Origin of the sequence: Streptomyces sp. NPDC059695 (assembly GCF_042733785.1) — a bacterium.
Lineage (GTDB): Bacteria > Actinomycetota > Actinomycetes > Streptomycetales > Streptomycetaceae > Streptomyces.
In genome coordinates this window covers 139792-166576 of the sequence record NZ_JBHWFF010000002.1, presented here as the reverse complement: position 1 = coordinate 166576, position 26785 = coordinate 139792, and the positions used below count along the sequence as shown (strand labels likewise).

Annotated in this window: 26 protein-coding genes; 19 read left to right on the top strand and 7 right to left on the bottom strand. The window is 72.9% G+C overall.

Annotated features, from left to right (window positions below):
- Positions 1-227: 227 nt before the first annotated feature.
- Positions 228-494 (bottom strand): 30S ribosomal protein S20, encoded by a 267-nt coding sequence (gene rpsT / locus ACFV2S_RS03380; RefSeq protein ID WP_141298009.1) that lies wholly within the window; start codon positions 492-494, stop codon positions 228-230.
- A 185-nt stretch (positions 495-679) separates the two neighbouring features.
- Here rpsT and lepA point away from each other — a divergent pair, with 185 nt between their 5' ends.
- From lepA to hemW, 3 genes are all read left to right on the top strand, one after another.
- Complete coding sequence (gene lepA, locus ACFV2S_RS03375) at positions 680-2545, top strand: translation elongation factor 4 (RefSeq protein WP_329855199.1); 1866 nt, start codon at positions 680-682, stop codon at positions 2543-2545.
- Positions 2546-2743: 198 nt separating this feature from the next.
- Positions 2744-4621, top strand: a complete 1878-nt coding sequence (locus ACFV2S_RS03370; RefSeq protein WP_385553811.1) for an AMP-dependent synthetase/ligase — start codon at positions 2744-2746, stop codon at positions 4619-4621.
- A gap of 46 nt (positions 4622-4667) precedes the next feature.
- Positions 4668-5900, top strand: a complete 1233-nt coding sequence (gene hemW / locus ACFV2S_RS03365) for a radical SAM family heme chaperone HemW (protein ID WP_385553809.1) — start codon at positions 4668-4670, stop codon at positions 5898-5900.
- A 58-nt stretch (positions 5901-5958) separates the two neighbouring features.
- On the opposite strand, the gene ACFV2S_RS03360 is transcribed toward hemW, so the two are convergent.
- The 3 genes from ACFV2S_RS03360 to ACFV2S_RS03350 all read right to left on the bottom strand — a co-directional run bounded on the left by ACFV2S_RS03360 (position 5959) and on the right by ACFV2S_RS03350 (position 8193).
- Complete coding sequence (locus ACFV2S_RS03360) at positions 5959-6333, bottom strand: peptidoglycan-binding protein (RefSeq protein WP_385553807.1); 375 nt, start codon at positions 6331-6333, stop codon at positions 5959-5961.
- 199 nt (positions 6334-6532) lie between these two features.
- Entirely contained in the window at positions 6533-7345 is an 813-nt protein-coding gene (locus tag ACFV2S_RS03355; RefSeq protein WP_385553805.1) for a DUF3097 domain-containing protein, read from the bottom strand.
- Positions 7346-7464: 119 nt separating this feature from the next.
- Positions 7465-8193 (bottom strand): MBL fold metallo-hydrolase, encoded by a 729-nt coding sequence (locus tag ACFV2S_RS03350; protein WP_385553803.1) that lies wholly within the window; start codon positions 8191-8193, stop codon positions 7465-7467.
- Between the two features lie 149 nt (positions 8194-8342).
- On the opposite strand from ACFV2S_RS03350, the gene hrcA reads away from it, so the two are divergent.
- From hrcA to ACFV2S_RS03330, 4 genes are all read left to right on the top strand, one after another.
- Positions 8343-9362, top strand: a complete 1020-nt coding sequence (gene hrcA, locus ACFV2S_RS03345; RefSeq protein WP_329855204.1) for a heat-inducible transcriptional repressor HrcA — start codon at positions 8343-8345, stop codon at positions 9360-9362.
- Positions 9363-10499 carry a molecular chaperone DnaJ gene (gene dnaJ, locus ACFV2S_RS03340; RefSeq protein WP_385553800.1) on the top strand — a complete coding sequence of 379 codons (1137 nt, stop codon included), beginning with the start codon at positions 9363-9365 and terminating at the stop codon, positions 10497-10499. It abuts the gene before it with no gap.
- Between the two features lie 207 nt (positions 10500-10706).
- The gene (locus ACFV2S_RS03335; RefSeq protein ID WP_385553798.1) at positions 10707-11789 is read left to right on the top strand and encodes a nitronate monooxygenase; all 1083 of its coding nucleotides are present in this window, start codon (positions 10707-10709) and stop codon (positions 11787-11789) included.
- Positions 11786-12529, top strand: a complete 744-nt coding sequence (locus tag ACFV2S_RS03330; RefSeq protein ID WP_385553796.1) for a 16S rRNA (uracil(1498)-N(3))-methyltransferase — start codon at positions 11786-11788, stop codon at positions 12527-12529. The genes ACFV2S_RS03335 and ACFV2S_RS03330 overlap by 4 nt, the downstream gene beginning before the upstream one ends.
- Here ACFV2S_RS03330 and ACFV2S_RS03325 read toward each other — a convergent pair.
- Positions 12526-12870: a hypothetical protein gene (locus ACFV2S_RS03325; protein ID WP_385553794.1), complete on the bottom strand. Its 345-nt coding sequence runs from the start codon at positions 12868-12870 to the stop codon at positions 12526-12528. The two genes, ACFV2S_RS03330 and ACFV2S_RS03325, sit on opposite strands and share 4 nt — an antisense overlap.
- Before the next feature lie 68 nt (positions 12871-12938).
- Between ACFV2S_RS03325 and ACFV2S_RS03320 the strand changes: the two genes are divergently transcribed.
- The 5 genes from ACFV2S_RS03320 to ACFV2S_RS03300 all read left to right on the top strand — a co-directional run bounded on the left by ACFV2S_RS03320 (position 12939) and on the right by ACFV2S_RS03300 (position 17714).
- Entirely contained in the window at positions 12939-14252 is a 1314-nt protein-coding gene (locus tag ACFV2S_RS03320; RefSeq protein ID WP_385553792.1) for an ATP-binding protein, read from the top strand.
- Positions 14249-15343 (top strand): tetratricopeptide repeat protein, encoded by a 1095-nt coding sequence (locus ACFV2S_RS03315; RefSeq protein ID WP_385553790.1) that lies wholly within the window; start codon positions 14249-14251, stop codon positions 15341-15343. Before ACFV2S_RS03320 ends, ACFV2S_RS03315 begins: the two co-directional genes overlap by 4 nt.
- Before the next feature lie 80 nt (positions 15344-15423).
- Positions 15424-15783, top strand: coding sequence for a histidine triad nucleotide-binding protein (locus tag ACFV2S_RS03310; protein ID WP_383800000.1), 360 nt, complete (start codon positions 15424-15426; stop codon positions 15781-15783).
- Positions 15784-15786: 3 nt separating this feature from the next.
- Entirely contained in the window at positions 15787-16692 is a 906-nt protein-coding gene (locus ACFV2S_RS03305; RefSeq protein WP_383800003.1) for a ribonuclease Z, read from the top strand.
- A gap of 2 nt (positions 16693-16694) precedes the next feature.
- Positions 16695-17714, top strand: a complete 1020-nt coding sequence (locus ACFV2S_RS03300; protein WP_385554364.1) for an adenosine deaminase — start codon at positions 16695-16697, stop codon at positions 17712-17714.
- Positions 17715-17803: 89 nt separating this feature from the next.
- Here ACFV2S_RS03300 and ACFV2S_RS03295 read toward each other — a convergent pair whose 3' ends face one another.
- Positions 17804-19129, bottom strand: a complete 1326-nt coding sequence (locus tag ACFV2S_RS03295; RefSeq protein WP_385553788.1) for an MFS transporter — start codon at positions 19127-19129, stop codon at positions 17804-17806.
- Positions 19130-19392: 263 nt separating this feature from the next.
- Here ACFV2S_RS03295 and ACFV2S_RS03290 point away from each other — a divergent pair, with 263 nt between their 5' ends.
- From ACFV2S_RS03290 to ACFV2S_RS03270, 5 genes are all read left to right on the top strand, one after another.
- Positions 19393-20511: a carbohydrate kinase family protein gene (locus ACFV2S_RS03290; protein WP_382856129.1), complete on the top strand. Its 1119-nt coding sequence runs from the start codon at positions 19393-19395 to the stop codon at positions 20509-20511.
- Positions 20512-20617: 106 nt separating this feature from the next.
- Positions 20618-21655, top strand: a complete 1038-nt coding sequence (locus tag ACFV2S_RS03285) for a PhoH family protein (RefSeq protein WP_385553786.1) — start codon at positions 20618-20620, stop codon at positions 21653-21655.
- 12 nt (positions 21656-21667) lie between these two features.
- Positions 21668-22165, top strand: coding sequence for an rRNA maturation RNase YbeY (gene ybeY, locus ACFV2S_RS03280; protein WP_189801881.1), 498 nt, complete (start codon positions 21668-21670; stop codon positions 22163-22165).
- Positions 22166-22169: 4 nt separating this feature from the next.
- Entirely contained in the window at positions 22170-23465 is a 1296-nt protein-coding gene (locus tag ACFV2S_RS03275) for a hemolysin family protein (RefSeq protein WP_385553783.1), read from the top strand.
- Positions 23462-23815: an MmcQ/YjbR family DNA-binding protein gene (locus tag ACFV2S_RS03270; RefSeq protein ID WP_383798320.1), complete on the top strand. Its 354-nt coding sequence runs from the start codon at positions 23462-23464 to the stop codon at positions 23813-23815. The genes ACFV2S_RS03275 and ACFV2S_RS03270 overlap by 4 nt, the downstream gene beginning before the upstream one ends.
- A gap of 1 nt (position 23816) precedes the next feature.
- Here ACFV2S_RS03270 and ACFV2S_RS03265 read toward each other — a convergent pair whose 3' ends face one another.
- A complete protein-coding gene (locus ACFV2S_RS03265; RefSeq protein WP_385553780.1) occupies positions 23817-25226 on the bottom strand; it encodes an MFS transporter in 1410 nt (469 codons plus the stop codon).
- A 202-nt stretch (positions 25227-25428) separates the two neighbouring features.
- On the opposite strand from ACFV2S_RS03265, the gene ACFV2S_RS03260 reads away from it, so the two are divergent.
- Both ACFV2S_RS03260 and ACFV2S_RS03255 read left to right on the top strand, forming a co-directional pair.
- Entirely contained in the window at positions 25429-26250 is an 822-nt protein-coding gene (locus ACFV2S_RS03260) for a helix-turn-helix transcriptional regulator (RefSeq protein WP_383798335.1), read from the top strand.
- 27 nt (positions 26251-26277) lie between these two features.
- Positions 26278-26640 carry a cytidine deaminase gene (locus ACFV2S_RS03255; RefSeq protein WP_382856147.1) on the top strand — a complete coding sequence of 121 codons (363 nt, stop codon included), beginning with the start codon at positions 26278-26280 and terminating at the stop codon, positions 26638-26640.
- Positions 26641-26785: the final 145 nt, after the last annotated feature.

The window sequence follows — 26785 nt, the reverse complement described above, 5'->3', positions numbered from 1 at the left end:
CGGTGCCCCCGGTGCTCCCGGTGCCCCCGGTGCCCCCGGTCACCACTCGTGTCGCTCGTACGGCGAAGGCCCCGCTGCCTCCTGGGGAAGGAGGTGGCGGGGCCTTCGGCGTTACGGCTGGTGGGCTCGTGCCCGCGTGGCGAACGCGTCCGTGCGCGAGTCCGGGTGGCCGGGCGGGAGCGGGGTAGAGGGCCCGCTGAGTCCCGTACGGCCGATCACATCAGAGCTCAGCCCTGGAGGGTGGCAACCTTGGTGGCCAGCGCCGACTTCTTGTTGGCGGCGGCGTTCTTGTGGATGACACCCTTCGAGACAGCCTTGTCGAGCTGACGCGAGGCGGCGCGAGTGGCAACGGTGGCCTTCTCGAGGTCGCCGGCGGCGACAGCCTCACGGGCCTTGCGGATCGCGGTCTTGAGCGAGGACTTGACGGCCTTGTTGCGCAGGCGCGCCTTCTCGTTCGTCTTGTTCCGCTTGATCTGGGACTTGATGTTCGCCACGAAAAGAGCCTTTACAGGTTCGATGTTCCTTCTGGATGCGTCCCGCAGCTGAGAGGGCATACGAGACACAGCTGTCCACAGTATCAGCCACCCTCGGGGCCGCCCAAACCGGGCGCCGGGCTCCGGGCATGGGACCATGGTCTCTACGTGTCCGTTCTGAACATCGCCCGAGACGAGATCCCTGCGTGCCCGCGACTCCTACCAACGTGCCCGAGCCGAGCCGTACCGACCCGGCTCTGATCCGCAACTTCTGCATCATCGCGCACATCGACCACGGCAAGTCCACGCTCGCCGACCGGATGCTCCAGCTCACCGGTGTGGTCGACCAGCGGCAGATGCGCGCCCAGTACCTCGACCGCATGGACATCGAGCGGGAACGCGGCATCACGATCAAGTCCCAGGCGGTCCGCCTGCCGTGGGCGCCCACCGACGGGCAGGGTGAGGGCAGGACCCACATCCTGAACATGATCGACACCCCCGGGCACGTCGACTTCACCTACGAGGTCTCCCGGTCGCTCGCCGCCTGTGAGGGCACGATCCTGCTCGTCGACGCCGCGCAGGGCATCGAGGCGCAGACTCTCGCGAACCTGTACCTCGCGATGGAGAACGACCTCACGATCGTCCCGGTCCTCAACAAGATCGACCTGCCGGCCGCCCAGCCGGAGAAGTTCTCCGAGGAGCTGGCGAACCTCATCGGCTGCCAGCCGGAGGACGTCCTGAAGGTCTCCGCGAAGACCGGCATGGGCGTCGAGGCGCTGCTCGACCGGGTCGTCCGGGACGTACCGGCCCCGGTCGGTGTCGCCGACGCCCCCGCCCGCGCGATGATCTTCGACTCCGTCTACGACTCCTACCGGGGCGTCGTGACGTACGTGCGAGTCGTCGACGGGCAGCTCAACAAGCGCGAGCGCATCCGGATGATGTCGACCGGCGCCACCCACGAGCTGCTCGAGATCGGTGTCTCCTCGCCGGAGATGACCGCCTCGGACGGTCTCGGCGTCGGCGAGGTCGGCTACCTCATCACCGGTGTGAAGGACGTCCGCCAGTCCAAGGTCGGTGACACGATCACCTCCCTGCACCAGGGCGCCACCGAGGCCCTCGGCGGCTACAAGGACCCGAAGCCGATGGTCTTCTCGGGCCTCTACCCGCTCGACGGCTCCGAGTACCCGGACCTCCGCGAGGCCCTCGACAAGCTCCAGCTCAACGACGCCGCGCTGGTCTACGAGCCGGAGACCTCCGCCGCGCTCGGCTTCGGCTTCCGCGTCGGCTTCCTGGGTCTGCTCCACCTCGACGTGATCCGCGAGCGGCTGGAGCGCGAGTTCGGGCTCGACCTCATCGCCACCGCGCCGAACGTGGTCTACCGGGTCGTGATGGAGGACGGCAGCGAGCACACCGTCACGAACCCGAGCGAGTTCCCCGAGGGCAAGATCGACGACGTGTTCGAGCCCGTCGTGCGCGCCACGATCCTCGCCCCGAGCGAGTTCATCGGCGCGATCATGGAGCTCTGCCAGACCCGTCGCGGCACCCTCATCGGCATGGACTACCTCTCCGAGGACCGGGTCGAGATCCGCTACACCCTGCCCCTCGCCGAGATCGTCTTCGACTTCTTCGACCAGCTGAAGTCCAAGACGCGCGGTTACGCCTCCCTCGACTACGAGCCCACCGGCGAGCAGGCCTCCAGCCTCGTCAAGGTCGACATCCTGCTGCACGGCGACAAGGTCGACGCCTTCTCGGCCGTCACCCACAAGGACGCCGCGTACGCCTACGGTGTCCGGCTCGTCGCCAAGCTCCGCGAGCTCATCCCGCGACAGGCCTTCGAGGTGCCGATCCAGGCCGCCATCGGCTCCCGGGTCATCGCCCGCGAGACCATCCGCGCCATCCGGAAGGACGTCCTCGCCAAGTGCTACGGCGGTGACATCTCCCGTAAGCGGAAGCTGCTGGAGAAGCAGAAGGAAGGCAAGAAGCGCATGAAGATGGTCGGCTCGGTGGAGGTGCCGCAGGAGGCCTTCATCGCCGTCCTGTCGAGCGACGAGTCCTCGGGCAAGAAGAAGTAGCGCGGCGGGCGGGAGGTAGCTGCCCTGTGCAACGAACGGGTCCACGCGCCGTGTGCGCGTGGGCCCGTTCGTTATGAAGCGACGCGCTGCAAGGCCTTACGCGCCGGTCCTCGGCCCTTTAGTCTGATCCCGGCTCGAAGGTTACTCGCCAGTTAGTTACGAACCGCCAGAAGGCACCGCCGCCGCCCGGAGGACGTCGTGAGCGACACACAGACCCAGATCGAGAACCGGCCGCCCTCCGTGGCGTCGCTCTTCCTTGAGCGCGTCGGGCGGACCCCGGATGCGGAGGCCTACCGCTACCCGGTACCCGCCGCCTCCGGCACCGGCCCGGACGACTGGAAGTCGCTCAGCTGGGGACAGGCCGCCGAGCGGGTCTACGCGATCGCCGCGGGCCTCGTCGACCTCGGCGTCCAGCCCGAGGAGCGCGTCGCCCTCGCCTCCTCCACCCGGGTGGAGTGGATCCTCTCCGACCTCGGCGTGATGTGCGCGGGCGCCGCGACCACCACGGTCTACCCGCAGACCAACGCCGAGGAGTCGGCGTTCATCCTCTCGGACTCCGAGTCCAAGGTCCTCATCGCCGAGGACGCCGCCCAGCTGGCCAAGGCCGTCGAGCGCCGCGCCGACCTGCCCCACCTCCGCCACGTCGTGGTCGTCGACCCCGCCGGCGCCGACGTCGACGGCGAGTTCGCCCTCTCCCTCGCCGACCTGGAGGCGCGCGGCACGGCGTACCTGGCGGAGCACCCCGAGGCCGTGAAGGAGCGGGTCGCGGCCATCACCTCCACCCAGCTCGCCACCCTCATCTACACCTCGGGCACCACCGGCCGCCCCAAGGGCGTCCGCCTCCCGCACGACAACTGGTCGTACATGGCCAAGGCCATCGCCGCCACCGGCCTCGTCACCCAGGACGACGTCCAGTACCTGTGGCTGCCGCTCGCCCACGTCTTCGGCAAGGTCCTCACCTCGGGCCAGATCGAGGTCGGCCACGTCACCGCCGTCGACGGCCGCGTCGACAAGATCATCGAGAACCTGCCGGTGGTCCAGCCGACCTACATGGCGGCCGTGCCCCGCATCTTCGAGAAGGTCTACAACGGGGTCGCCGCCAAGGCCCGCGCCGGCGGCGGAGCCAAGTACAAGATCTTCCAGTGGGCGGCCGGTGTGGCCCGCGACTACGCCAAGGCCACCCAGGACAACTTCCGGCGCACCGGCACCGCCTCCGCGCCCTTCGGCCTCTCGGCGAAGCACAAGGTCGCCGACGCCCTCGTCTACGGCAAGATCCGCGAGGCCTTCGGCGGCAACCTGCGCGCCTGCATCTCCGGCTCCGCCGCCCTCGCCCCCGAGATCGGCTACTTCTTCGCCGGCGCGGGCATCCACATCCTGGAGGGGTACGGCCTCACGGAGTCCTCCGCCGCCTCCTTCGTCAACCCGGGCGAGGCCTACCGCACCGGCACCGTCGGCAAGCCGCTCCCCGGCACCGAGGTCCGGATCGCCGACGACGGCGAGATCCTGCTGCGCGGCCCCGGCATCATGGAGGGCTACCACGGCCTCCCGGAGAAGACCTCCGAGGTCCTGGAGTCCGACGGCTGGTTCCACACCGGCGACATCGGCGAGCTGTCCGCCGACGGCTACCTCCGGATCACCGACCGGAAGAAGGACCTGATCAAGACGTCCGGCGGCAAGTACATCGCGCCGGCCGAGGTCGAGGGCCAGTTCAAGGCCGTCTGCCCGTTCGTCTCGAACATCCTCGTCCACGGCGCCGACCGGAACTTCTGCACCGCGCTCATCGCCCTCGACGAGCCCGCCCTCCTCGGCTGGGCCGCCGAGCACGAGCTCGGCGGCAGGCCGTACGCCGAGGTCGTCGCCGACCCGCGGACGCAGAAGCTGATCCAGGGCTACGTCGACCGGCTCAACGAGGGCCTCCAGCGCTGGCAGACGATCAAGAAGTTCCGTCTGCTGCCGCGCGACCTCGACATCGAGCACGGCGAGCTCACCCCGTCCCTGAAGCTGAAGCGGCCGGTCGTCGAGCGCGAGTACAAGCACCTCATCGAGGAGATGTACGAGGGCTCGCGCGAGTCCTGAGCCGCCGAGGACCGCCACCCCCGGGCAGTACGGGACAATGGGGCTCATGCCTTCCGTACTGCCCGATGGTGAGCCCGTTCCCGACGACGGGGCGCTGCCCCCGCGCGCCCTCGAAGGGGCCGGGGAGCGGCCGCTCGGGTTCTACCTGCACGTGCCGTACTGCGCGACGCGCTGCGGCTACTGCGACTTCAACACGTACACGGCGAGTGAGCTGCGCGGCACGGGCGGTGTGCTCGCCTCCCGCGACAACTACGCCGACCAGGTCGCCGAGGAGATCCGGCTCGCCCGCAAGGTCCTCGGGGACGACCCGCGGCCCGTGCGGACCGTCTTCGTCGGCGGCGGCACGCCGACGCTGCTCGCCGCCGGCGACCTCGTACGGATGCTGGGAGCGATCCGCGACGAGTTCGGGCTCGCCGACGACGCCGAGGTCACGACGGAGGCGAATCCGGAGTCCGTCGACCCCGCCTACCTCGCCGAGCTGAGGGAGGGCGGCTTCAACCGGATCTCCTTCGGCATGCAGAGCGCCCGGCAGCACGTCCTGAAGGTCCTCGACCGCACGCACACGCCCGGACGGCCCGAGGCGTGCGTCGGCGAGGCGCGGGCCGCCGGGTTCGAGCACGTCAACCTCGACCTCATCTACGGCACGCCCGGAGAGACCGACGACGACTGGCGGGCCTCCCTGGACGCGGCGATCGGCGCCGGGCCCGACCACGTCAGCGCCTACGCCCTGATCGTCGAGGAGGGCACGCAGCTCGCCCGGCGGATCCGGCGGGGCGAGGTGCCCATGACCGACGACGACGTCCACGCCGACCGCTACCTGATCGCGGACGAGGCCTTCGAGAAGGCGGGCTTCTCCTGGTACGAGGTGTCCAACTGGGCCACCTCGGAGGCCGGACGCTGCCTCCACAACGAGCTGTACTGGCGCGGTGCGGACTGGTGGGGCGCCGGGCCCGGGGCGCACTCGCACGTCGGGGGCGTCCGGTGGTGGAACGTGAAGCATCCCGGCGCCTACGCCGCCGCGCTCGCCGAGGGCCGCTCGCCCGGGGCCGGGCGGGAGATCCTCACGGAGGAGGACCGGCGGGTCGAACGGATCCTGCTGGAACTGCGGCTGCGCGAGGGCATCGAGCTGGCGGTGCTCAGGCCCGCGGGCCTCGCGGCCTCCCGCAGGGCCCTGGACGACGGCCTGCTCGACCCCGGGTCGTACGGGGCGGGGCGGGCGGTCCTGACACTGCGGGGCCGGCTGCTCGCCGACGCGGTGGTACGGGACCTGGTGGACTAGCCCGCCCGACCCGTCGCCGGAGCCGCCACCCGGCGGGGCGGCGGCTCCGGCGGGCGGATCAGTGGTGGGTCGGCAGGTAGTCGTAGCACTGCTCCGCGAGCGCCGGGGCCTGACTCAGGACCTGCATCATCCTGTCGCCCGTGTCGGGGCCGACGACGCCGTCCGCCTGGGAGTCGCCCAGCTTCCAGCGCTGGAAGGCCACCACGCCCGCCTGCGTCCGGTCGCCCCAGGCACCGTCGATCTCCAGCGGCACCGAGACGGCGTGGGCCAGGTTCACCGCGGCCTGCACGCAGGTCACCCCGTCGCCCCGGCTCCCGTACGAGAGGTACGGGGCGGAGGTGCTCGCACCGGCGGTGCCCGCGAAGGTCACCAGGGCGACGGCGGCGGCGGACGACAGCAGGGCGGCTCTCTTGAGCACGGGGCGGGACGACATGGATTCCTCCGGGCGGGGCGGTACGAGTGATCGTTTCCGCCACGCTGGCACGGGCCCGCTCGTCCCGGCACCGGGCCGGTGTCCCGGGACGGACGGGACGCGCCCCTCCGGGACGCGCGCCTACGGGACGTCCGGGCCGCCACGAAGCGGGACGCGCGCCTACCGGCACGTCCGGGCCGCCACGAAGCGGGACGCGCGCCTACGGGACGTCCGGTGCCGTCACGAAGTCGATCAGCTCCTCCACGCGGCCGAGCAGCTCCGGCTCCAGGTCCTTGTAGGACGTCACGCGCCTGAGGATCGCCTGCCAGACCGCGCCCGTGTTGTCCGACGGCCAGCCGAGGGCGCGGCAGACGCCCGTCTTCCAGTCCTGGCCGCGCGGGACCGCCGGCCAGGCCGGGATGCCCAGGGAGGACGGCTTCACGGCCTCCCAGACGTCGATGTACGGGTGGCCGACCACCAGGACGTCGGGGGAGGTCACCCGCGCGGCGATCCTCGACTCCTTCGAGCCCGGCACCAGGTGGTCCACCAGGACGCCCAGCCGGGCGTCCGGCCCCGGACCGAACTCCGCGACGATCGCGGGCAGGTCGTCGACGCCCTCCAGGTACTCCACGACCACGCCCTCGATCCGCAGGTCGTCGCCCCACACCCGCTCGACGAGCTCCGCGTCGTGGCGGCCCTCGACGTAGATCCGGCCCGCCCGCGCCACGCGCGCGCGTGCGCCCGGCACGGCGACCGATCCCGAGGCCGTACGGGTGGGCCGGGACGGGGCCGACACCGGGCGCACCAGCGTCACGACCCTGCCCTCCAGGAGGAAGCCGCGCGGTTCCAGCGGGAAGACCCGGTGCTTGCCGAAGCGGTCCTCCAGGGTCACCGTGCCCGCCTCGCAGCGGATCACCGCCCCGCAGAAGCCCGTCGCGACCTCCTCCACCACGAGATCGGGGTCGGCCGGGACCTCGGGGACGGGCGCCGGCCTCTTCCAGGGCGGAGTCAGGTCCGGGTTGTAGCTGCGCATGGGCTCGATCCTGTCCGGGACGCGGGGCGGGGATTCTGCTGGGGGTCCGCGGGCCGTCCCCCGGGAGACGCAGCCGAGGGGGCGTCAGGTCCGGGTCGCGGCCGCGCATTTCGGCGACGCTACGACACCTGGAAGCGGCGTGCCAGTTCATCGCGCTGTGCCCGCACGAACGCGGCGTCCACCACCGCGCCGTGCCCCGGCACGTACGCCGCCCCCTCGCCGCCCAGGGCCAGCAGCCGGTCCAGGGCGTCCGGCCAGCGGGACGGGATCGCGTCCGGGCCCGCCTGCGGCTCGCCCGACTCCTCCACCAGGTCGCCGCAGAAGACGACCTCGCGCCCGCCCGGGACGCAGAGCGCCAGGTCGTGGCCCGAATGGCCGGGGCCCACGTTCGCCAGGAGGACCTGGCGGTCGCCCAGGTCGAGCGTCCACTCGCCCGAGACCACGTGCCGCGGGGCCACCAGGACGTCCGCCGCGGCCTCCGCCGCCTCCGCGTCCTGGCCCTGCGCCACGGCGTCCGCGCGCAGCTCCTCCCGGGCCCGGGCCCCGCCCAGGAGGTCGTCCGAGCCCACCGCGCCGAAGACCTCCGCGCCCGCGAAGACCGCCGTGCCGAGGACGTGGTCGAAATGGGGGTGGCTGAGTGCGATGTGTGTCACCTTCCGGCCGCCCGTGAGCGCCGAGATCTGCGACCGCAGCTCGGCGCCCTCGGCGAGCGAGGCCCCCGTGTCGTACAGCAGGACCGCCCGTGTGCCCAGGACCAGCCCGACCGTGGCGTCCCAGACCGGCAGCCGCCGCCGGCCCACTCCGTCCGCGAGCCGCTCCCATCCGTGCGCTTCCCAATCGATGTCCATGGGGCGACGCTAACGGGTGCGGGCGCCGCCTCCTTGCCAGGAGCGATGCCCGCCGCCGTACACTGGCCGGGGGATCGCTGGCACTCGGACAGGGCGAGTGCCAAAAGCGGAGCAACCGGAACGACGACGACAGCTGGAGGTGCGCCACGATGCTCAGCGAACGCAGACTCGAGGTCCTGCGCGCCATCGTCCAGGACTACGTCGGGACGGAGGAGCCCGTCGGCTCCAAGGCGCTCACCGAGCGCCACAAGCTCGGCGTGTCGCCCGCCACCGTGCGCAACGACATGGCGGTGCTGGAGGAGGAGGGGTACATCGCCCAGCCCCACACCAGCGCCGGGCGCATCCCCACCGACAAGGGCTACCGGCTCTTCGTCGACCGGCTCGCCGGCGTCAAGCCGCTGTCGACGCCCGAGCGCCGGGCCATCCACAACTTCCTCGACGGCGCGGTCGACCTCGACGACGTCGTCGGGCGCACGGTGCGGCTGCTGGCGCAGCTGACCCGCCAGGTCGCCGTCGTCCAGTACCCCTCGCTGACCCGTTCGACCGTCCGGCACGTGGAGCTGCTCGCGCTGGCCCCCGCCCGCCTGATGCTCGTCCTGATCACCGACACCGGCCGGGTCGAGCAGCGCGTCGTCGACTGCGCCGCGCCCTTCGGCGAGACCTCGCTCGCCGACCTCCGGGCCCGGCTCAACAGCCGGGTCGTCGGCCGCCGGTTCGCCGACGTGCCGCAGCTGGTGCAGGACCTCCCCGAGTCCTTCGAGGAGGCCGAGGACCGCGCCACGGTCTCGACCGTGCTCGCGACCCTCCTCGAAACGCTCGTCGAGGAGCACGAGGAGCGGCTGATGATCGGCGGCACCGCCAATCTCACCCGCTTCGGACACGACTTCCCCCTGATGATCAGACCCGTCCTGGAAGCTCTGGAGGAGCAGGTCGTGCTCCTCAAGCTGCTGGGCGAGGCCAAGGAATCGGGCATGACCGTACGGATCGGGCACGAGAACGCCCACGAGGGGCTGAGCTCCACGTCCGTCGTCTCGGTCGGCTACGGTTCGGGCGGCGAGGCAGTCGCCAAACTCGGCGTGGTCGGACCGACCCGCATGGACTACCCCGGAACGATGGGAGCGGTACGCGCAGTGGCACGTTACGTCGGACAGATCCTGGCGGAGTCGTAAGTGGCCACGGACTACTACGCCGTACTCGGCGTGCGCCGCGACGCTTCCCAGGACGAGATCAAGAAGGCGTTCCGGAGGCTCGCGCGCGAGCTGCACCCGGACGTCAATCCCGATCCGAAGACGCAGGAGCGCTTCAAGGAGATCAACGCCGCCTACGAGGTCCTCTCGGACCCGCAGAAGAAGCAGGTCTACGACCTCGGCGGCGACCCGCTCTCGGCCTCCGGCGGAGGCGGCGCGGGCGGCTTCGGCGCCGGTGGCTTCGGCAACTTCTCCGACATCATGGACGCCTTCTTCGGCACGGCCTCGCAGCGCGGACCGCGCTCGCGCACCCGCCGCGGCCAGGACGCCATGATCCGTCTGGAGATCGACCTCAACGAGGCGGCCTTCGGCACGACCAAGGACATCCAGGTCGACACGGCGGTCGTCTGCACCACCTGTTCGGGTGAGGGTGCCGCGCCCGGCACCTCCGCGCAGACCTGCGACATGTGCCGCGGCCGCGGTGAGGTCTCGCAGGTCACGCGGTCCTTCCTGGGCCAGGTCATGACGTCCCGGCCCTGCCCGCAGTGCCAGGGCTTCGGCACCGTCGTCCCGACCCCGTGCCCCGAGTGCGCGGGCGACGGCCGGGTCCGGTCCCGCCGCACCCTCACGGTCAAGATCCCGGCCGGCGTCGACAACGGCACCCGCATCCAGCTCGCGGGCGAGGGCGAGGTCGGCCCCGGCGGCGGCCCCGCCGGCGACCTGTACGTCGAGATCCACGAGACCCCGCACGAGGTCTTCCAGCGGCGCGGGGACGACCTGCACTGCACGGTCACCCTCCCGATGACGGCGGCCGCGCTCGGCACCAAGGTGCAGCTGCAGACCCTCGACGGCCTGGAGGAGATCGACGTCCGGCCGGGCACGCAGTCCGGCCAGTCGATCCCGCTGCACGGCCGCGGCGTCACGCACCTGCGCGGCAACGGCCGGGGCGACCTGATCGTGCACGTCGAGGTGCAGACCCCGGGCAAGCTGGACGCGGAGCAGGAGCGGCTCCTGCGCGAACTGGCCAAGCTGCGCGGCGAGGAACGGCCCACCGGCCAGTTCCAGCCGGGGCAGCAGGGGCTGTTCTCGCGGCTGAAGGACGCGTTCAACGGGCGGTAGGCGCTGGGCTGGGGGTCCGGGGGTCGTCCCCCGGGTCAGCACAGCCAGCCGGGGCAGCAGGGGCTGTTCTCGCGGCTGAAGGACGCGTTCAACGGGCGGTAGGCGCTACGCGTTCAGTGCGCGTCGGCGTTCGTACGTGAGGGAAGGGGCGGCACTCCGGTGCCGCCCCTTTCCCGTGCTTCGGCCCGGTCATGACACGATGCCCATATGTCCACCACCGCACTGAACGATCTCTCTCGGTTTCCGATCGTGCAGGCCCCCATGGCGGGTGGCGCCTCCTGTCCCGAGCTCGTCGGGGCCGTCTGCGAGGCCGGGGCGCTCGGCTTCCTCGCCGGCGGGTACAAGACGGCCGGAGGCCTGTACCAGGAGATCAAGCGGGTGCGCGGGCTCACCGCGCGCCCCTTCGGGGTCAACCTCTTCCTGCCGCAGGACGGCCGGCCCGCGGACCCCGCCGCCGTCGAGGTCTACCGCCACCAGCTCGACGGCGAGGCCACCTGGTACGAGACCCCGCTCGGCGAGACCGACGACTCCCGCGACGACGCATACGACGCCAAGCTGGCCATCCTCCTGGAGGACCCGGTCCCCGTCGTCTCCTTCACCTTCGGCTGTCCCGCCCCCGAGACCTTCCAGGCCTTCGACCGCGTCGGTACGTACACGCTCGTCACCGTCACCTCCGCCGACGAGGCCCTCGCCGCGCAGCGCGCCGGCGCCGACGCCGTCTGCGTCCAGGGCGTCGAGGCCGGCGGGCACCAGGGCACGTTCCGCGACGACCCCGCCGACGAGGGCGCCCCCGGCACCGGACTCCTCACCCTCGTCACCCAGGTCCGCGAGGCCGTCGCGCTGCCGATCGTCGCCGCCGGCGGGATCATGCGCGGCGCGCAGATCGCCGCCGTCCTCGCCGCCGGAGCCGACGCCGCCCAGCTCGGCACCGCCTTCCTCCGCTGCCCCGAGTCGGGCGCCCACCCGCTGCACAAGCGGGCCCTCACGGACCCGCTGTTCACCCGGACCGCGCTCACCCGGGCCTTCTCCGGGCGCCCGGCCCGCGGCCTCGTCAACCGCTTCATGCGCGAGCACGGGCCGTACGCCCCCGCCGCCTACCCCGAGGTCCACCACCTCACCACCCCCCTCCGCAAGGCCGCCGCCGCCGCGAACGACGCCCAGGGCATGGCCCTGTGGGCCGGCCAGGGCCACCGCCTCGCCCGTGAACTGCCCGCCGGGCAGCTGGTCGAGGTGCTGGCCGCCGAACTCGACACCGCCCTCTCCGGGCTCGCCCACAGGAGCGCCTCATGACCGCACCCGTCTTCGTCGTCGACACCGTCCCCGGTGCCGGGAGCTTCCTCCTGGACGGCCCCGAGGGGCGGCACGCGGTCTCCGTGAAGCGGCTGCGGGCCGGGGAGGAGCTCGTCCTGGCCGACGGGCGGGGCCGCTGGGCCGAGTGCGTCGTGGTCTCCGCCGAGGGCAGGGACGAGCTCACCGTGCGGGTCGACGAGGTCCACGAGGACCCCGAGGAGGTCCCCCGCATCACGGTCGTCCAGGCCCTTCCCAAGGGCGACCGGGGCGAACTCGCCGTCGAGACCATGACGGAGACCGGCGTGGACGCGATCGTGCCCTGGGCCGCCTCCCGCTGCATCACCCAGTGGAAGGGCGACCGGGGCCTCAAGGCGCTCGCCAAGTGGCGGTCCACCGCGCGCGAGGCCGGCAAGCAGTCCCGCCGCACCCGCTTCCCCGAGGTCGCCGAGCTCATGTCGACCAAGCAGGTCGCCGCGCTCCTCGCGGGCGCCGACTTCGCGGCCGTCCTGCACGAGGACCGCGACCACCCCAGCGGCGCCCTGGCCACCGCCGAGCTCCCCGCCGAGGGCTCGGTCGTGCTCGTCGTGGGCCCCGAGGGCGGGGTCTCGCCGGACGAGCTCGCCGCCTTCGAGGCCGCCGGGGCGAAGCCGTACCGCCTCGGCCGCAGCGTCCTGCGCACGTCGACGGCCGGTACGGCGGCGACCGCCCTGGTCCTGGGCCGCACGGGCCGCTGGAGCTAGGCCGTCAGGGCGTCGAAGAGCGGCCAGGCGTCCACCTCGCGTACGCCGTTCTCGTCCGGGACGAGCCCCCGGGCCGTCGCCAGGTCGAGGAGCCGCCGGATCACGCCCGGCTCGTTCAGGTTGAGGTGCCCGCCGGCGGCCGCCACCTCGCCCGCGCCGTACGGGAAGCCCGCCGTGACGCGTCCCGGGCCGCTCTCGAACACCAGCCGGAGCAGGGCGTTGCGGGCGTCGGCCCGGCGCAGCGTGACGTAGGTGCGGCAGCCGGGATGCGTGTGGCCGACGTTCCACAGCCAGACCAGGCCGTCCACCGTCAGCCGGCGCGGTGCGCGGGCCCGTCTCATGGACCGCAGCCTACGGGGCGGGGCCACCCGCCGGACGGGGCGCGGGGGGACCTTTCTAGGCTGGCCCCATGGCCGACGAGTCCCCCCTCATCCGCAGTCTGCGCGCCGCCGTGGCCGCCGCCCCCGGTGACGTGCCCCTGCGCCTCCACTTCGCCGAGCTCCTCCTCACGGAGGGCCGCAACGACGAGGCCGTCGCGGAGGCGGCCGTCGCGCTCCAGCACGCGCCGGGCGACGCGGACGCCCGCGCGCTGATGGTCCGGGCGATGGGGATGCCGCCCGCGCCCGCGCCCGTGCCCGTCGCGCCTGAGCCCGAGGCGCCCGTCGCCCCCGCCGCCGTCGAGCCCCCCGCGCCCGAAGCGCCCGCCCCGCCCGCCCCCTCGGCCCCCGCCTTCGACTGGGACGCCGCCGAGCAGCAGGTCCAGGACCTCGTCGGGCCCCGGTTCCTCGACGAGCCGCAGGCCGAGGGCGCCGAGGGCACCGCCGGGGACGCCGCCGCCTGGGACGTCGACGCCCCCGGGGCCGTACGCCTCGCCGACGTCGGCGGCATGGAGGAGGTCAAGGAGCGCCTGGAGGCCGCCTTCCTCGCCCCCATGCGCAACCCCGAACTGCGCAGGCTGTACGGCAAGTCGCTCCGCGGCGGCCTGCTCCTCTACGGCCCGCCCGGCTGCGGCAAGACCTTCATCGCCCGGGCCGTCGCGGGCGAGCTCGGCGCCAACTTCCTCACCGTGTCGCTCTCCGACGTCCTCGACATGTGGATCGGGGCCTCCGAGAAGAACATCCACGACATCTTCGAGACCGCCCGGCGCCAGGCGCCCTGCGTCGTCTTCCTCGACGAGCTGGACGCCCTCGGCGCCAAGCGCTCGCGCACCCACCACAGCGGTCTGCGCAACGTCGTCAACCAGCTCCTCACCGAGCTCGACGGCATCGCGAGCGGCGCCGGGAACGAGGGCGTCTTCGTGCTCGCGGCGACCAACGTCCCCTGGGACGTGGACATCGCGCTGCGCCGCCCCGGCCGCCTCGACCGCACCCTGCTGGTGCTGCCGCCGGACGCCGCCGCCCGCGAGTCGATCCTCCGCTACCACCTGCGGGAGCGCCCCATCGAGGCCGTCGACCTCGGCAAGCTCGTCAAGGCCACCGAGGACTTCTCCGGCGCCGACCTGGCCCACGTCTGCGAGTCGGCCGCCGAGGCCGCGCTCCTCGACTCCGCCCGCACCGGCTCCGTACGCCTGATCACCACCAAGGACCTGCTCGGCGCGGCCCGGCAGATCAAGCCGTCCACCGAGCCGTGGTTCGCCGCCGCGCGGAACGTCGCCATGTTCGCCAACGAGGGCGGTCTGTACGACGACCTCCTCGCCCACCTCAAGCGGAAGCGGAAGCTGTGACGGCCTCCACCGCGCTCGCCCGTGCCGAGGCGCTCTACGAGACCGGGCGGTACGCGCAGGCCGGCGAGCTCGTCGCCCGGCACCTGGCGGGCGAACCCGAGGACGCCGAGGCGCTCGTCCTGCTCGCCCGCTGCCACCACCGGGCCGGCGACCGGACCGCCGCCCTGGACGCCGTCGACCAGGCGCTGCGGGCCGAACCCGAGCTGCTCGGGGGCTGGCTGATGCGCGTCCACGTCCTCCTCGCCGCCCGGCGGTACCAGGAGGCCGAGGCCACGGCCCGGCACGCCGTCGCGCTCGCCCCGCAGTACTGGGGCAGCCACTACGCGCTCGGCACCGCCCTGGTCGAGCACGCCGAGCACGCCCGCACCCCCGCGCGGACCGTCGAGGCGTACGAGGCGGCGCGGACCGCCGTCGGCCTCGCCCCCGAGGAGGACTCCGCCCACTTCCTCGTCGGCCTCACCGCCCAGCGGCGCGGCGACCACGCCACCGCGCAGCGGGCGTACGAGACGACCCTGCGCCTCAACCCGCAGAGCAGCGAGGCCCACAACAACCTCTCGCTGCTGCGGCTGCGCCGCCGCTGGTTCCGGCGCGGTGCCTGGACCCAGGCCGCCGAGGGCTTCGTCGCCTCCGCCGCGCTCGACCTCCAGGACCGCAAGGCCCGCTACAACCTGGAGGCCATGGCCTGGAACACGGCCGCCGGGGCCCGCTGGGTCGCCCTCCTCGGCTTCCTGGCCTCCGCCGTCGCCCTCGCCGCCGTCCCCGCCGCGGCGACCTGGTCCGACGCGGCCGTCCCGCTCCTGGTGGGCGGGGCCGTCATCCTCGGCGCCTGGGCCGGGTGGGCGGTGTGGATGGCCCGCCGGGTGCCGCAGCGGCTGCGCCGGCCGATGCTCCTCGTGGCGCGCAACTGCCGGCCCGTGCTGTTCATGGCCGGGGCCGTCGGACTCCTCGGCCTGTACTCGCTCGTCTCGCTGGCCCTGTGGTCCTTCGACTCGGGTCTGGTGAGCGGTCTGGGCACGCCCCTGTTCTGGGCGGTGATCATCACGTACTGGGTCAGCCGCTCGGCGCTCGGCCGCCGCATGCCGAAGGAGTAGGGGAACGGGGCGGATAGCATGACCGGGCCGTACCAGTGATCGCCATCGGCGATCCGCATCAGACCGAGGAGGTCCGGGACATGGCCGGAGAGCCGCAGAGCGACTGCCTGTTCTGCAAGATCGCGGAGGGGGAGGTCCCGGCGACGATCGTGCGCGAGACGGAGACCACCGTCGCGTTCCGCGACATCAATCCGCAGGCGCCCACGCACGTCCTCGTGATCCCGCGCGTCCACTACCCCGACGCCGCCTCGCTGGCCGCCGCCGCGCCGGGCGTCGCCGCCGACATACTGCGCGAGGCGGGCGAGATCGCCGCGCAGGAGAAGATCGACGGCAGCGGCTTCCGGATCGTCTTCAACACCGGCGCCGGCGCCGGCCAGACCGTCTTCCACGCCCACGCGCACGTCCTCGGCGGCCGTGGCCTCAACTGGCCCCCCGGATAGCCCGTGTCCGTACGCGAACTGGTCGTCCTCGGGACCGCGAGCCAGGTCCCGACCCGGCACCGCAACCACAACGGCTACGTGCTCCGCTGGGACGGCCACGGCATCCTCTTCGACCCCGGAGAGGGCACCCAGCGGCAGATGCTGCGCGCCGGGGTCGCCGCGCACGACCTCGACCGGATCTGCGTCACGCACTTCCACGGCGACCACTCGCTCGGCCTGGCCGGGGTGATCCAGCGGATCAACCTCGACCAGGTCCCGCACCCGGTCACCGCCCACTACCCGGCGAGCGGACAGCACTTCTTCGAGCGCCTGCGGTACGCCACGGCCTACCGCGAGACCGTGAAGCTGACCGAGGCGCCGGTGAGCGCCGACGGGCCGCTCGCCGTCACCGGGGACTTCACCCTCGACACCCGCCGGCTCTCGCACCCCGTCGAGTCCTACGGCTACCGGATCACCGAGCCCGACGGGCGCCGCCTGCTGCCCGAGAAGCTCGCCGCGCACGGCATCAAGGGACCCGACGTCGGCCGGATCCAGCGCGAGGGCAGCCTGAACGGCGTCGGTCTCGACGACGTCAGCGAGGTCCGGCGCGGGCAGCGCTTCGCGTTCGTCATGGACACCCGGCTCTGCGACGGGGTCCACGCGCTCGCCGACGGCGCCGACATGCTCGTCATCGAGTCGACCTTCCTCGACGAGGACGTCCGGCTCGCCACCGACCACGGTCACCTGACGGCCGGCCAGGCCGCCGCCGTCGCGCGGGACGCGGGCGTGCGGCACCTCGTCCTGACCCACTTCTCGCAGCGCTACTCCGACCCCGCCGCCTTCGAACGGCAGGCGCGGGCCGCCGGATTCGAGGGCGAGCTGAGCATCGCCCAGGACCTCATGAGGGTCCCCGTACCGAAACGAACGTGAACATGCCCCTCCCCTCCGGCATCCCCAAGGCCGAACTGCACCTCCACATCGAAGGCACGCTCGAACCCGAGCTGGCCTTCGCGCTCGCGGCCCGCAACGGCGTCACCCTGCCGTACGCCGACACCGCGGCCCTCCGCGAGGCGTACCGCTTCAGCGACCTCCAGTCCTTCCTGGACCTCTACTACGGCCTGATGGCGGTCCTGCGCACCGCCGAGGACTTCACGGAACTCGCCGACGCGTACCTGGAGCGGGCCGCCGCGCAGGGGGTCCGGCACGCCGAGATCTTCTTCGACCCGCAGGCGCACACGGCCCGCGGCGTCCCCCTCGGCACCGTGATCGAGGGGCTCGGCGCGTCCCTGGACCGGGCCGAGGAGCGGTACGGGATCTCCACCCGGCTCATCCTGTGCTTCCTGCGCGACGAGTCGGCCGAGTCGGCGCTCGCGACCCTGGAGGCCGCGAAGCCGTACCTCGACCGGATCACCGGGGTCGGCCTCGACTCGGCGGAGGTCGGCCACCCGCCGGCCAAGTTCCGCGAGGTGTACGAGGAGGCCGCCCGGCTCGGCCTGCGACGCGTCGCCCACGCGGGCGAGGAGGGGCCCGCCGCCTATGTGCGGGAGGCGCTCGACGTCCTCGGCGTGGAGCGGATCGACCACGGTCTGCGCTGCATGGAGGACCCGTCGCTCGTCGAGCGGCTGGCCCGCGAGCGGGTGCCGCTCACACTGTGCCCGCTGTCGAACGTCCGGCTCCGCGTCATCGACACGCTCGCCGACCATCCGCTGCGGGAGATGATGACGGCGGGACTGCTCGTCACCGTCAACTCCGACGATCCCGCGTACTTCGGGGGGTACGCCGGCGACAACTTCGACGGGGTGCGGGACGCGCTGGGGCTCGACCCGGAGCAGCTGCGTGAGCTGGCACGGAACTCGTTCGAGGCGTCGTTCCTGGAGGACGACGAGCCGCGCCGGGCGAGGTACCTGGCAGAGGTCGAGGCGTACGAGTTCGGCGGGGCACAGGCCCCGTAGGGCGTGGGTGCGGTGCGGCCGGTGCCGGTGCCGGTGCGGGCGTGGGGTGCCTGCGGCGGAGCTGGATCTCCGCCCGGCGTCGGCGGACGTCACCCCCGGTCGCCCGGCCTCGCGAGGCCGAACGCCGACCGCACCGCCCGGCGGCGGCCCGCCGTGACCGGGACGGCGGCGACCTCCTGCTCCGGGGCTCCCATCTGCGGGACCAGCGACGTCCCCGGCCCGCGGCCCGCCAGGACCGCCGCGGGGGCTCCGCCCCGCCGGTGGACCGACCCCGGGACCAGCGGGCGGCCGGAGCCACGGCGGGCGACCGCCGTCATCGGGCCCGCCACCAGCAGGAGCAGGACGCACAGGGTCAGGCCCATGGCCGGGTAGCCGGCGCCGGCGGAGAGCAGGGAGCCGGTCGCCGGCCCGCAGGCCACGCCCAGGGAGGACGCCGCGCCGACCATGACGGCCCAGCGGCCGCGCGGGTCCAGGGAGGCCGCCAGGCCCAGGAGGTAGGAGAGGACCACCGGATAGACCGCGTTCCACAGGATCTCGCCGGTCGCGAAGGTGGCGAGGTCGCGGGCGGTCGAGCTCAGCAGGACGCAGCCCGCGATCGCCACGGTGCCGGCGCCGATCGGGACCGCCCGGCCCAGGCGCGAGCCGAGCGCGCCCGCCGCCGTGACGCCCGCGAGGCCCGCGCCGAGCGCCGCCGCGAAGACCGCGCCGACGGTGACTTCGGAGAGGCCGGCCTGGCTGATGCCGATGCGGCCGCTCACGCCCCACAGGGCGTTCTGCGCGAGGGACCAGCACAGGATGCCCCCGGCGAGCACGGCACCGGAGCGCCGGTGGGGGAGGGGGCCGGACGCCGCCGTGGCCTCGCGCGTCGCGTGCGTGGCCGGGAGGCGGGCCGTGACCGGCCACACCAGGGCCGCCGCGCCGGCGATCGCGAGGAGCGGGGCCGCGTGGCCGCCGCCGACGTGCGGGAGCGTCAGGTAGAGGGCGCCGGCCGTGGCCGAGACGGAGAGCAGACCGAGCGTCGAGGCCCGGTGCGGGTTGCTCCGGCCGGCGATCCCGGCCACGGCCACCGCCGTCGCCATGCCCGAGCCGAGGCCGCCGAGGACGGCGCCCGCGACCACCAGCGGCACGATGCCGGTCGCGGCGGCGGAGCCGTATCCGACGGCCATCGCGAGCAGACCCGCGCGGGCGGCCCGGCGCGGGCCGATCCGCTCCCCGCGTGCGGCGAGCGTGAAGCCGGCCGTGGAGGAGCCGAGGAGCAGGACGGAGCCGACCAGGCCCGCCTGGGTCGGGGTGAGGCCGAGGCCGGCGGAGAGGCGGCCGACGACGGTCGGCAGGAGGTACGGGGCGAGGTAGCCGGCCGTGAAGAGCGCGACGAGGGCCACGAGGGCCCCCGGGCGGCGAGTCCGCGAGGACATGGGCGTTCCCGGAAACGAAAAGGGGAGGGAGGGGTGGAGCGCCCGGTGGTGTGCGTGGGGGCACGGGGTCGCGGAACCATGTGTATCAAGCAGGTGTCGGGCGGGAGAAGACGGTTTCCGCCCGTTCGAGGTGTGATCTGGGTCACTATCGGTTTGGATGGTGGGTTGCCGGGTAGGAGGCCGCGCTTCCTGTGCGTCCCACCCGTCACCCCACCCCCATCGGGCACACTGAACTGATCCGCACCGCGACCGGGGAGCCTGCCGTGACCACAGCAAGGGGAGAGCAGCCGCAACACGACGCCGGGGTCGACCCGTTGGTGTGCCTGCGCGAGCCCACCGACCCCGCCTGCGACGTCTTCCTGACCGGCACCGTCTTCCTCGACATCATCTTCACCGGCCTGGACAGCGCCCCCGTCCGCGGCACCGAGTCCTGGGCCCGGGGCATGGGGTCGAGCCCGGGCGGCGTCGCCAACATGGCCACCGCCCTCGCCCGCCTCGGGCTCCGCACCTCGCTCGCCGCCGCCTTCGGCGACGACCACTACGGCGAGTACTGCTGGGACGCCCTGGAGCAGGGCGAGGGGATCGACCTCTCCCTCTCCCGGACCGTCCCCGGCTGGCACTCGCCCGTCACCGTCTCCATGGCCTACGAGGGCGAGCGCACGATGGTCTCCCACGGCCACGAGGCGCCGCCCCTCGACGGAGCCCTGCCCGCCTACCCGCCGCACGCGCGCGCGGCCGTCGCCTCCCTCGTGCCCGGCCGCTCCGAGGAGTGGGTCGCCCAGGCCGCCCGCGGCGGCGCCAAGGTCTTCGCCGACGTCGGCTGGGACGACACCGGCCGCTGGGACCTGGACGGCCTCACCGACCTCCAGCACTGCGAGGCCTTCCTCCCCAACGCGGCCGAGGCCATGCGCTACACCCGCACCGACTGCCCCCGGGCCGCCGCCCGCGCCCTCGCCGACAAGGTCCGCTACGCCGTGGTCACCCTCGGCTCCGAGGGCGCCTACGCCGTCGACGGCGCCACCGGGGAGACCGCCGAGGTCCCCGCGATCCAGGTCTCCGCCCTCGACCCGACCGGAGCCGGGGACGTCTTCGTCGCCGGTTTCGTCACCGGCACCCTCGCCGACTGGCCGCTCGCCGACCGGCTCGCCTTCGCCGGTCTGACCGCCGCGCTGTCCGTGCAGGAGTTCGGCGGCTCGCTGTCCGCCCCCACCTGGGGCGAGATCGCCGCCTGGTGGCAGCACGTCCAGGGCCACGCCCGCCAGGACCCCGAGGCGCTGCGCGGCCGCTACGCCTTCCTGGAGCGCCTCCTGCCCGCCCCGGCGCGCCCGTGGCCGCTGCGCAGGGCGGTGCCGACGATCGGCTTCCGGGCGGCGGCCTCGTAAACCGCTACGGGCTTGTCGGCACCTGGTCGTAGGCTTGGGAGCCGAGAGGTTGTCGAGCAGCGAGAACCCTGCAACGGGAGGTATGTGCAGGCCATAGTGCCGGCCCATGACTCAGACACCCACAGCCCACGACGGAGCGTCCCGCGACGGGGCGCCCGGACAGGCCCGCGCCCAGTTCACCGTCCCGGCGAAGCACCCCATGGTGAGCCTGCTCGGCTCCGGTGACGCCCTGCTCCGCGTGATCGAGCGATCGTTCCCGGAAGCCGACATCCATGTCCGGGGCAACCAGGTCAGCGCGGTCGGCGACCCGGCGGAAGTCGCCCTGATCCAGCGCCTGTTCGACGAGATGATGCTGGTGCTCCGCACCGGTCAGCCGATGACGGAGGACGCAGTGGAACGCTCGATCGCCATGCTCAGGGCGAGCGGGAACGGATCGGCGGAGGGCGGCGAGGAGACTCCCGCCGAGGTGCTCACGCAGAACATCCTCTCCAGCCGGGGACGCACGATCCGCCCCAAGACGCTCAACCAGAAGCGGTACGTCGACGCGATCGACAAGCACACGATCGTCTTCGGCATCGGCCCCGCCGGTACCGGCAAGACCTATCTCGCCATGGCGAAGGCGGTCCAGGCCCTGCAGTCCAAGCAGGTCAACCGGATCATCCTGACCCGGCCCGCCGTCGAGGCGGGCGAGCGGCTCGGCTTCCTGCCCGGCACGCTCTACGAGAAGATCGACCCGTACCTGCGCCCGCTCTACGACGCGCTGCACGACATGCTCGACCCCGACTCGATCCCCAAGCTCATGGCGAGCGGGACGATCGAGGTCGCGCCCCTGGCGTACATGCGCGGAAGGACGCTGAACGACGCGTTCATCATCCTCGACGAGGCGCAGAACACGAACCCCGAGCAGATGAAGATGTTCCTCACCCGCCTCGGCTTCGACTCGAAGATCGTCATCACCGGTGACGTCACCCAGGTCGACCTGCCGAACGGGACGAAGAGCGGTCTGCGGCAGGTCCGGGACATCCTCGACGGCGTCCAGGACGTGCACTTCTCGACGCTCACGTCGCAGGATGTCGTCCGGCACAAGCTCGTCGGCCGTATCGTCGACGCGTACGAGCAGTACGACAGCCGCAACGGGAAGTAGTACACAAGCACCATGTCGATCGACGTCAACAACGAGTCCGGTACCGAGGTCGACGAGCAGGCGATCCTCGACATCGCCCGCTACGCGCTCGCGCGCATGCGCATCCACCCGCTCTCCGAGCTCTCGGTGATCGTCGTGGACGCGGAGGCGATGGAGCAGCTCCACATCCAGTGGATGGACCTGCCCGGGCCGACGGACGTCATGTCCTTCCCGATGGACGAGCTGCGCCCGCCGTCGAAGGACGACGAGGAGCCCCCGCAGGGGCTCCTCGGCGACATCGTGCTCTGCCCCGAGGTCGCCACCCAGCAGGGCAAGGACGCGCCGACGCAGCACTCCATGGACGAGGAGCTCCAGCTCCTCACCGTCCACGGGGTGCTGCACCTGCTCGGGTACGACCACGAGGAGCCGGACGAGAAGGCCGAGATGTTCGGCCTCCAGGCGGCGATCGTCGACGGCTGGCGCGAGGAGAAGGGCCTCACCGGCCCGTCCCCGGCGCCGACCGTCTCCTGACCCGATGGACGTCTCGCTGATCCTCGGCGCCGTCGCGCTGGTCATCGTGGCCTGGCTCGCCGCCTGCGCCGAGGCCGGTCTCGCCCGCGTCTCCACCTTCCGCGCCGCCGAGGCCGTCCGGTCCGGGCGGCGCGGCGCGGAGAAGCTCGCGCAGGTCGCCGCCGACCCGACCCGCTACCTCAACGTGGCGCTGCTCGTCCGCGTCGCCTGCGAGATGGCGGCCGGCGTCCTCGTCACGTACGCCTGCCTGGAGGCCTTCCCGGAGACCTGGGAGGCACTGCTCGTCGCGATCGCCGTCATGGTCCTCGTCTCGTACGTGGCCGTCGGCGTCTCGCCGCGCACCATCGGCCGCCAGCACCCGCTGAACACGGCGACCGCCGCCGCGTACGTGCTGCTGCCGCTCGCCAGGATCATGGGCCCGATCCCGCAGCTGCTGATCCTCATCGGCAACGCGCTGACCCCGGGCAAGGGCTTCCGCAAGGGCCCCTTCGCCTCCGAGGCCGAGCTGCGGGCCATGGTCGACCTCGCCGAGCAGGAGTCGCTGATCGAGGACGAGGAGCGCCGCATGGTGCACTCGGTCTTCGAGCTGGGCGACACCCTGGTCCGCGAGGTGATGGTGCCCCGGACCGACCTGATCTGCATCGAGCGGTACAAGACGATCCGTCAGGCCCTCACCCTCGCGCTGCGCTCCGGGTTCTCCCGGATCCCGGTCACCGGGGAGAACGAGGACGACATCGTCGGCATCGTCTACCTGAAGGACCTGGTCCGCAGGACCCACGTCAACCGGGACTCCGAGTCCGACCTGGTGTCCACCGCGATGCGGCCCGCCGCCTTCGTGCCCGACACGAAGAACGCCGGTGACCTGCTGCGCGAGATGCAGCAGGAGCGCAACCACGTCGCCGTCGTCATCGACGAGTACGGCGGCACGGCCGGCATCGTCACCATCGAGGACATCCTGGAGGAGATCGTCGGCGAGATCACCGACGAGTACGACCGGGAGCTGACGCCCGTCGAGGAGCTCGGCGACGACCGCTACCGGGTCACCGCCCGCCTCGACATCGGCGACCTCGGCGAGCTGTACGGCTTCGGCCCCGACGAGTACGACGACGAGGACGTGGAGACCGTCGGCGGTCTGCTCGCCAAGGCCCTCGGCCGGGTCCCGATCGCGGGCGCCAAGGCGGTCGTGGAGCTCCCGGACGGGCGCTCGCTCCGCCTCACGGCCGAGGCTCCCGCCGGCCGCCGGAACAAGATCGTCACCGTGCTGGTGGAACCGCTGGAACCGGAGGAGAAGCCGGAATGACCCCCGACGAGCTGCGCGCCTTCTGCCTGGACCTCAACGACGCCACGGAGGAGTTCCCGTTCGGTCCGGACACCTCCGTGTTCAAGGTCGCCGGGAAGATGTTCGCGCTCTCGTGGCTCGACGGCCGGCCGCTGCGGGTCAACCTCAAGTGCGACCCGGACGACGCCGTACGGCTCCGCGAGGAGTACCCGGCGATCGCTCCCGGCTACCACATGAACAAGCGGCACTGGAACACCGTGACCGTCGGAGAGCTCCCGGACCGGATGGTCCGGGAGCTCGTCGAGGACTCGTACGACCTCGTCGTCGCCGGTCTCCCCAAGGCGGTACGCCTCCGCCTCGACCGTCCCTGACTCAGGACCGGCGCCGCAGGCCGAGGCCGACCAGGACCGCCGCCCCGACGACGACCGCCGCGTCCAGGGCGATGACCGTCCGGACCCCGGCGAACAGGTCGGAGCCGGTGGTGGCGAGCACGCCCAGCAGCGGGATGCCGACGGTCAGGCCGACCTGCTGGGTCGTGGTGACCAGACCCGTCGCGAGCCCCTGCTCCTCGTCGCGGACTCCGGAGGTCACGGTCACGCCGTACGAGATGATCGCGCCGAGGTGCAGCATCGACGCCAGGGAGACGGCCACCGTCGCCAGCACCGCGCCCGACTCCCGGCCGACGCCGAGCAGCCCGAAGGTGAGCAGGCCCTGGCCGGCGAGCGAGACCACCAGGGTGCGGTGGGCGCCGAACCGGCCGATCACCTTCGGGGTGACCATGCCGGCGAGGACCGAGAAGGCGCCCTGGACGCCGAAGACGAGGCCGGAGGCGAAGGCCGAGAGGCCGAGGGTCTCCTGCAGGTACAGCGTCAGCACGAAGACGATCGTCGACATCATCGAGAACGTCACCAGACCGCCCACGTTGCCGAAGGCGACGGTACGGCGGCGCAGCACCGGCAGCGAGACCAGCGGGGCCGGGTGCCGGGACTCGATCACGCCGAAGGCGACCAGCAGCAGCACGCCGAGGGCGAGGGTGACGGGGACGTCCACGCCGTCGAAGCCGCGCTCGGCCGCCGTCGTCAGGGCGTAGATCAGGGAGAGCAGGCCGCCGGTGACGGTCAGCGCGCCGGGCACGTCGAGACGGGGCCGCTCGGGGGTGCGGGACTCGGGCAGCAGGCCCGGGGCGAGCGGCAGCACGATCAGGGTGAAGACGGCGAGCAGGGCCATCGTGGAGCGCCAGCCGAGGGTGTCGGTCATGACGCCGCCGAGCACCATGCCGATGGTGAAGCCGAGGGACATCAGCGTGCCGGAGATGCCGAGCGCCCGGGCCCGCAGCGGGCCCTCCGGGAAGGCGGTCGTGAGCAGCGCCATGCCGGTCGGCACGATCGCCGCCGCGCCGAGGCCCTGGAGGGCGCGGCCGGCGAGGAAGGAGCCGGGGCTCCAGGCGAGGGTGGCGAGCAGGGAGGCGGCGCCGAAGAGCGCGAGACCGGAGAGGAAGAGCCTCTTGCGGCCGAAGAGGTCGCCGATCCGGCCGAAGAGGAGCAGGAAGCCGCCGGAGGGCAGGGCGAACGCGGTGACCGCCCACTGGAGGGCGGAGGGGTCGAAGCGGAGGTCGGCGCCGAGGACGGGCAGGGCGACGTTCAGGACGGAGAAGTCCAGCGCCACCATGAACTGGGCGGCGCACAGGACGAAGAGGACGAGCCGGTCGCGGCGGGTGAGGGCCGGGGGAGCGGCGGGGGCGGAGGCGGTGGGGGTTTCGGGCGGGGTGGTCGTCGTTGCCATGGCCCCACCTTCGGGGGACGGGAACAACGGTGGGGAGCGGGAACTTATCCTGTTGGTCGCACCACCAGGCACCATCAGGCACCACGCCCAGCACCACCAGGCACCCGCCATTTGCGTCCAGGGGGAGGAAGCACACGTGGCCACCGCACTCGAGAGCAGCAGCGCGAAGCAGCACCGACTCGGCGAACTGCGCGAGTTCCTGATGAGCCGTCGGGCCCGGGTCAGCCCGGCCGAGGCGGGACTCCCGGACGGCGGTGCGCGCCGCCGCACCCCGGGTCTGCGGCGTGAGGAGGTCGCGGTCCTCGCGGGCGTCGGCGTCTCCTGGTACCAGTGGCTGGAGCAGGGCCGGGACATCACGGTCTCCGCGCAGGTCCTCGACTCGGTGGCCCGGGTGCTGCGGCTGAGTCCGGCGGAGCGGCGCCATCTGTACGTCCTGGCGGCGCTGAACCCGCCGGCGCTGGAGGCGGCCCCCGAGGACCGGGACATGTGCCACGGCCTGCGGCGGCTGATCGACGCCTGGATGCCGTTCCCGGCGCACATCATGGACGTGTACTGGAACACCGTCATGTGGAACGAAGCGGCGGCGATCGTGCTCGGCATGCGCCAGGAGATCGTGCAGAACTGCCTGATCGCGTTCTTCACGGACCCGCTGTACCGCTCGCGGTCGACGCGCTGGGAGGAGCTCGCGCCGAAGGTCGTCGCGCAGTTCCGCTCGGCGTGCTCGGAGTGCCCGGACGACGAGGGCTTCCAGGCGGTGGTCGAGTCGGCCAAGGAGCAGAGCCCGGAGTTCGCGGAGCTGTGGGAGCGGCGGGACATCCTGCCGGGCGGCCAGAACCGCAAGGAGATGGAGCACCCGCTGGTCGGCACGCTGGTCGTGGAGGCCACCCAGCTGAGGGTGCCGGCCCGCCCGGACCTGGTCATCGTGATGCACACGCCGATGCCGGAGGCGAACACGGCCGAGAAGCTGGAGTGGCTGGTGTCGCCGGAGGGGCGGCGCGGGGCGATGTACCCGGTCGCGGGCTGATCATCCGCACGGACCTATGCTCGGTCCATGACACTCAGCAGCGAGCACGGCGACCTCGGCGCCGAGGACCTCAAGATCATCACCCTTGCGCGGAGCGCCCGCGCCCGCAACGGCGTGCCGGAGGGCGCGGCCGTGCGCGACGAGACGGGCCGCACCTATGTGGCGGGCACCGTGGAGCTGGAGTCGCTCAAGCTGAGCGCGCTGCGGACCGCGGTTGCGATGGCCGTGGCCAGCGGGGCCCAGTCCCTGGAGGCGGCGGCCGTGGTGTCGAACGCCGAGGCGGCCTCGGACGAGGACCGCGCGGCGGTGCGGGACCTCGGCGGGCCGCAGACCCCGGTGCTCCTCGCGGGTCCGGACGGGCAGCTGCGCCTGGCGGTCACCGCGGGCTGACGCGAGCGGCGAGAACAGGACAGCGGGGGGGGGGGGGGGGGGGCGGGCCCCCCCCGGCCGGGGTGGGGGGGTGGTGGGTCTCGGAGAATGTGAGGTCAGCGAGAGGGGGGGGGGGGGGGGTGGGGGCGGGGGGGAGGGGGGGCGA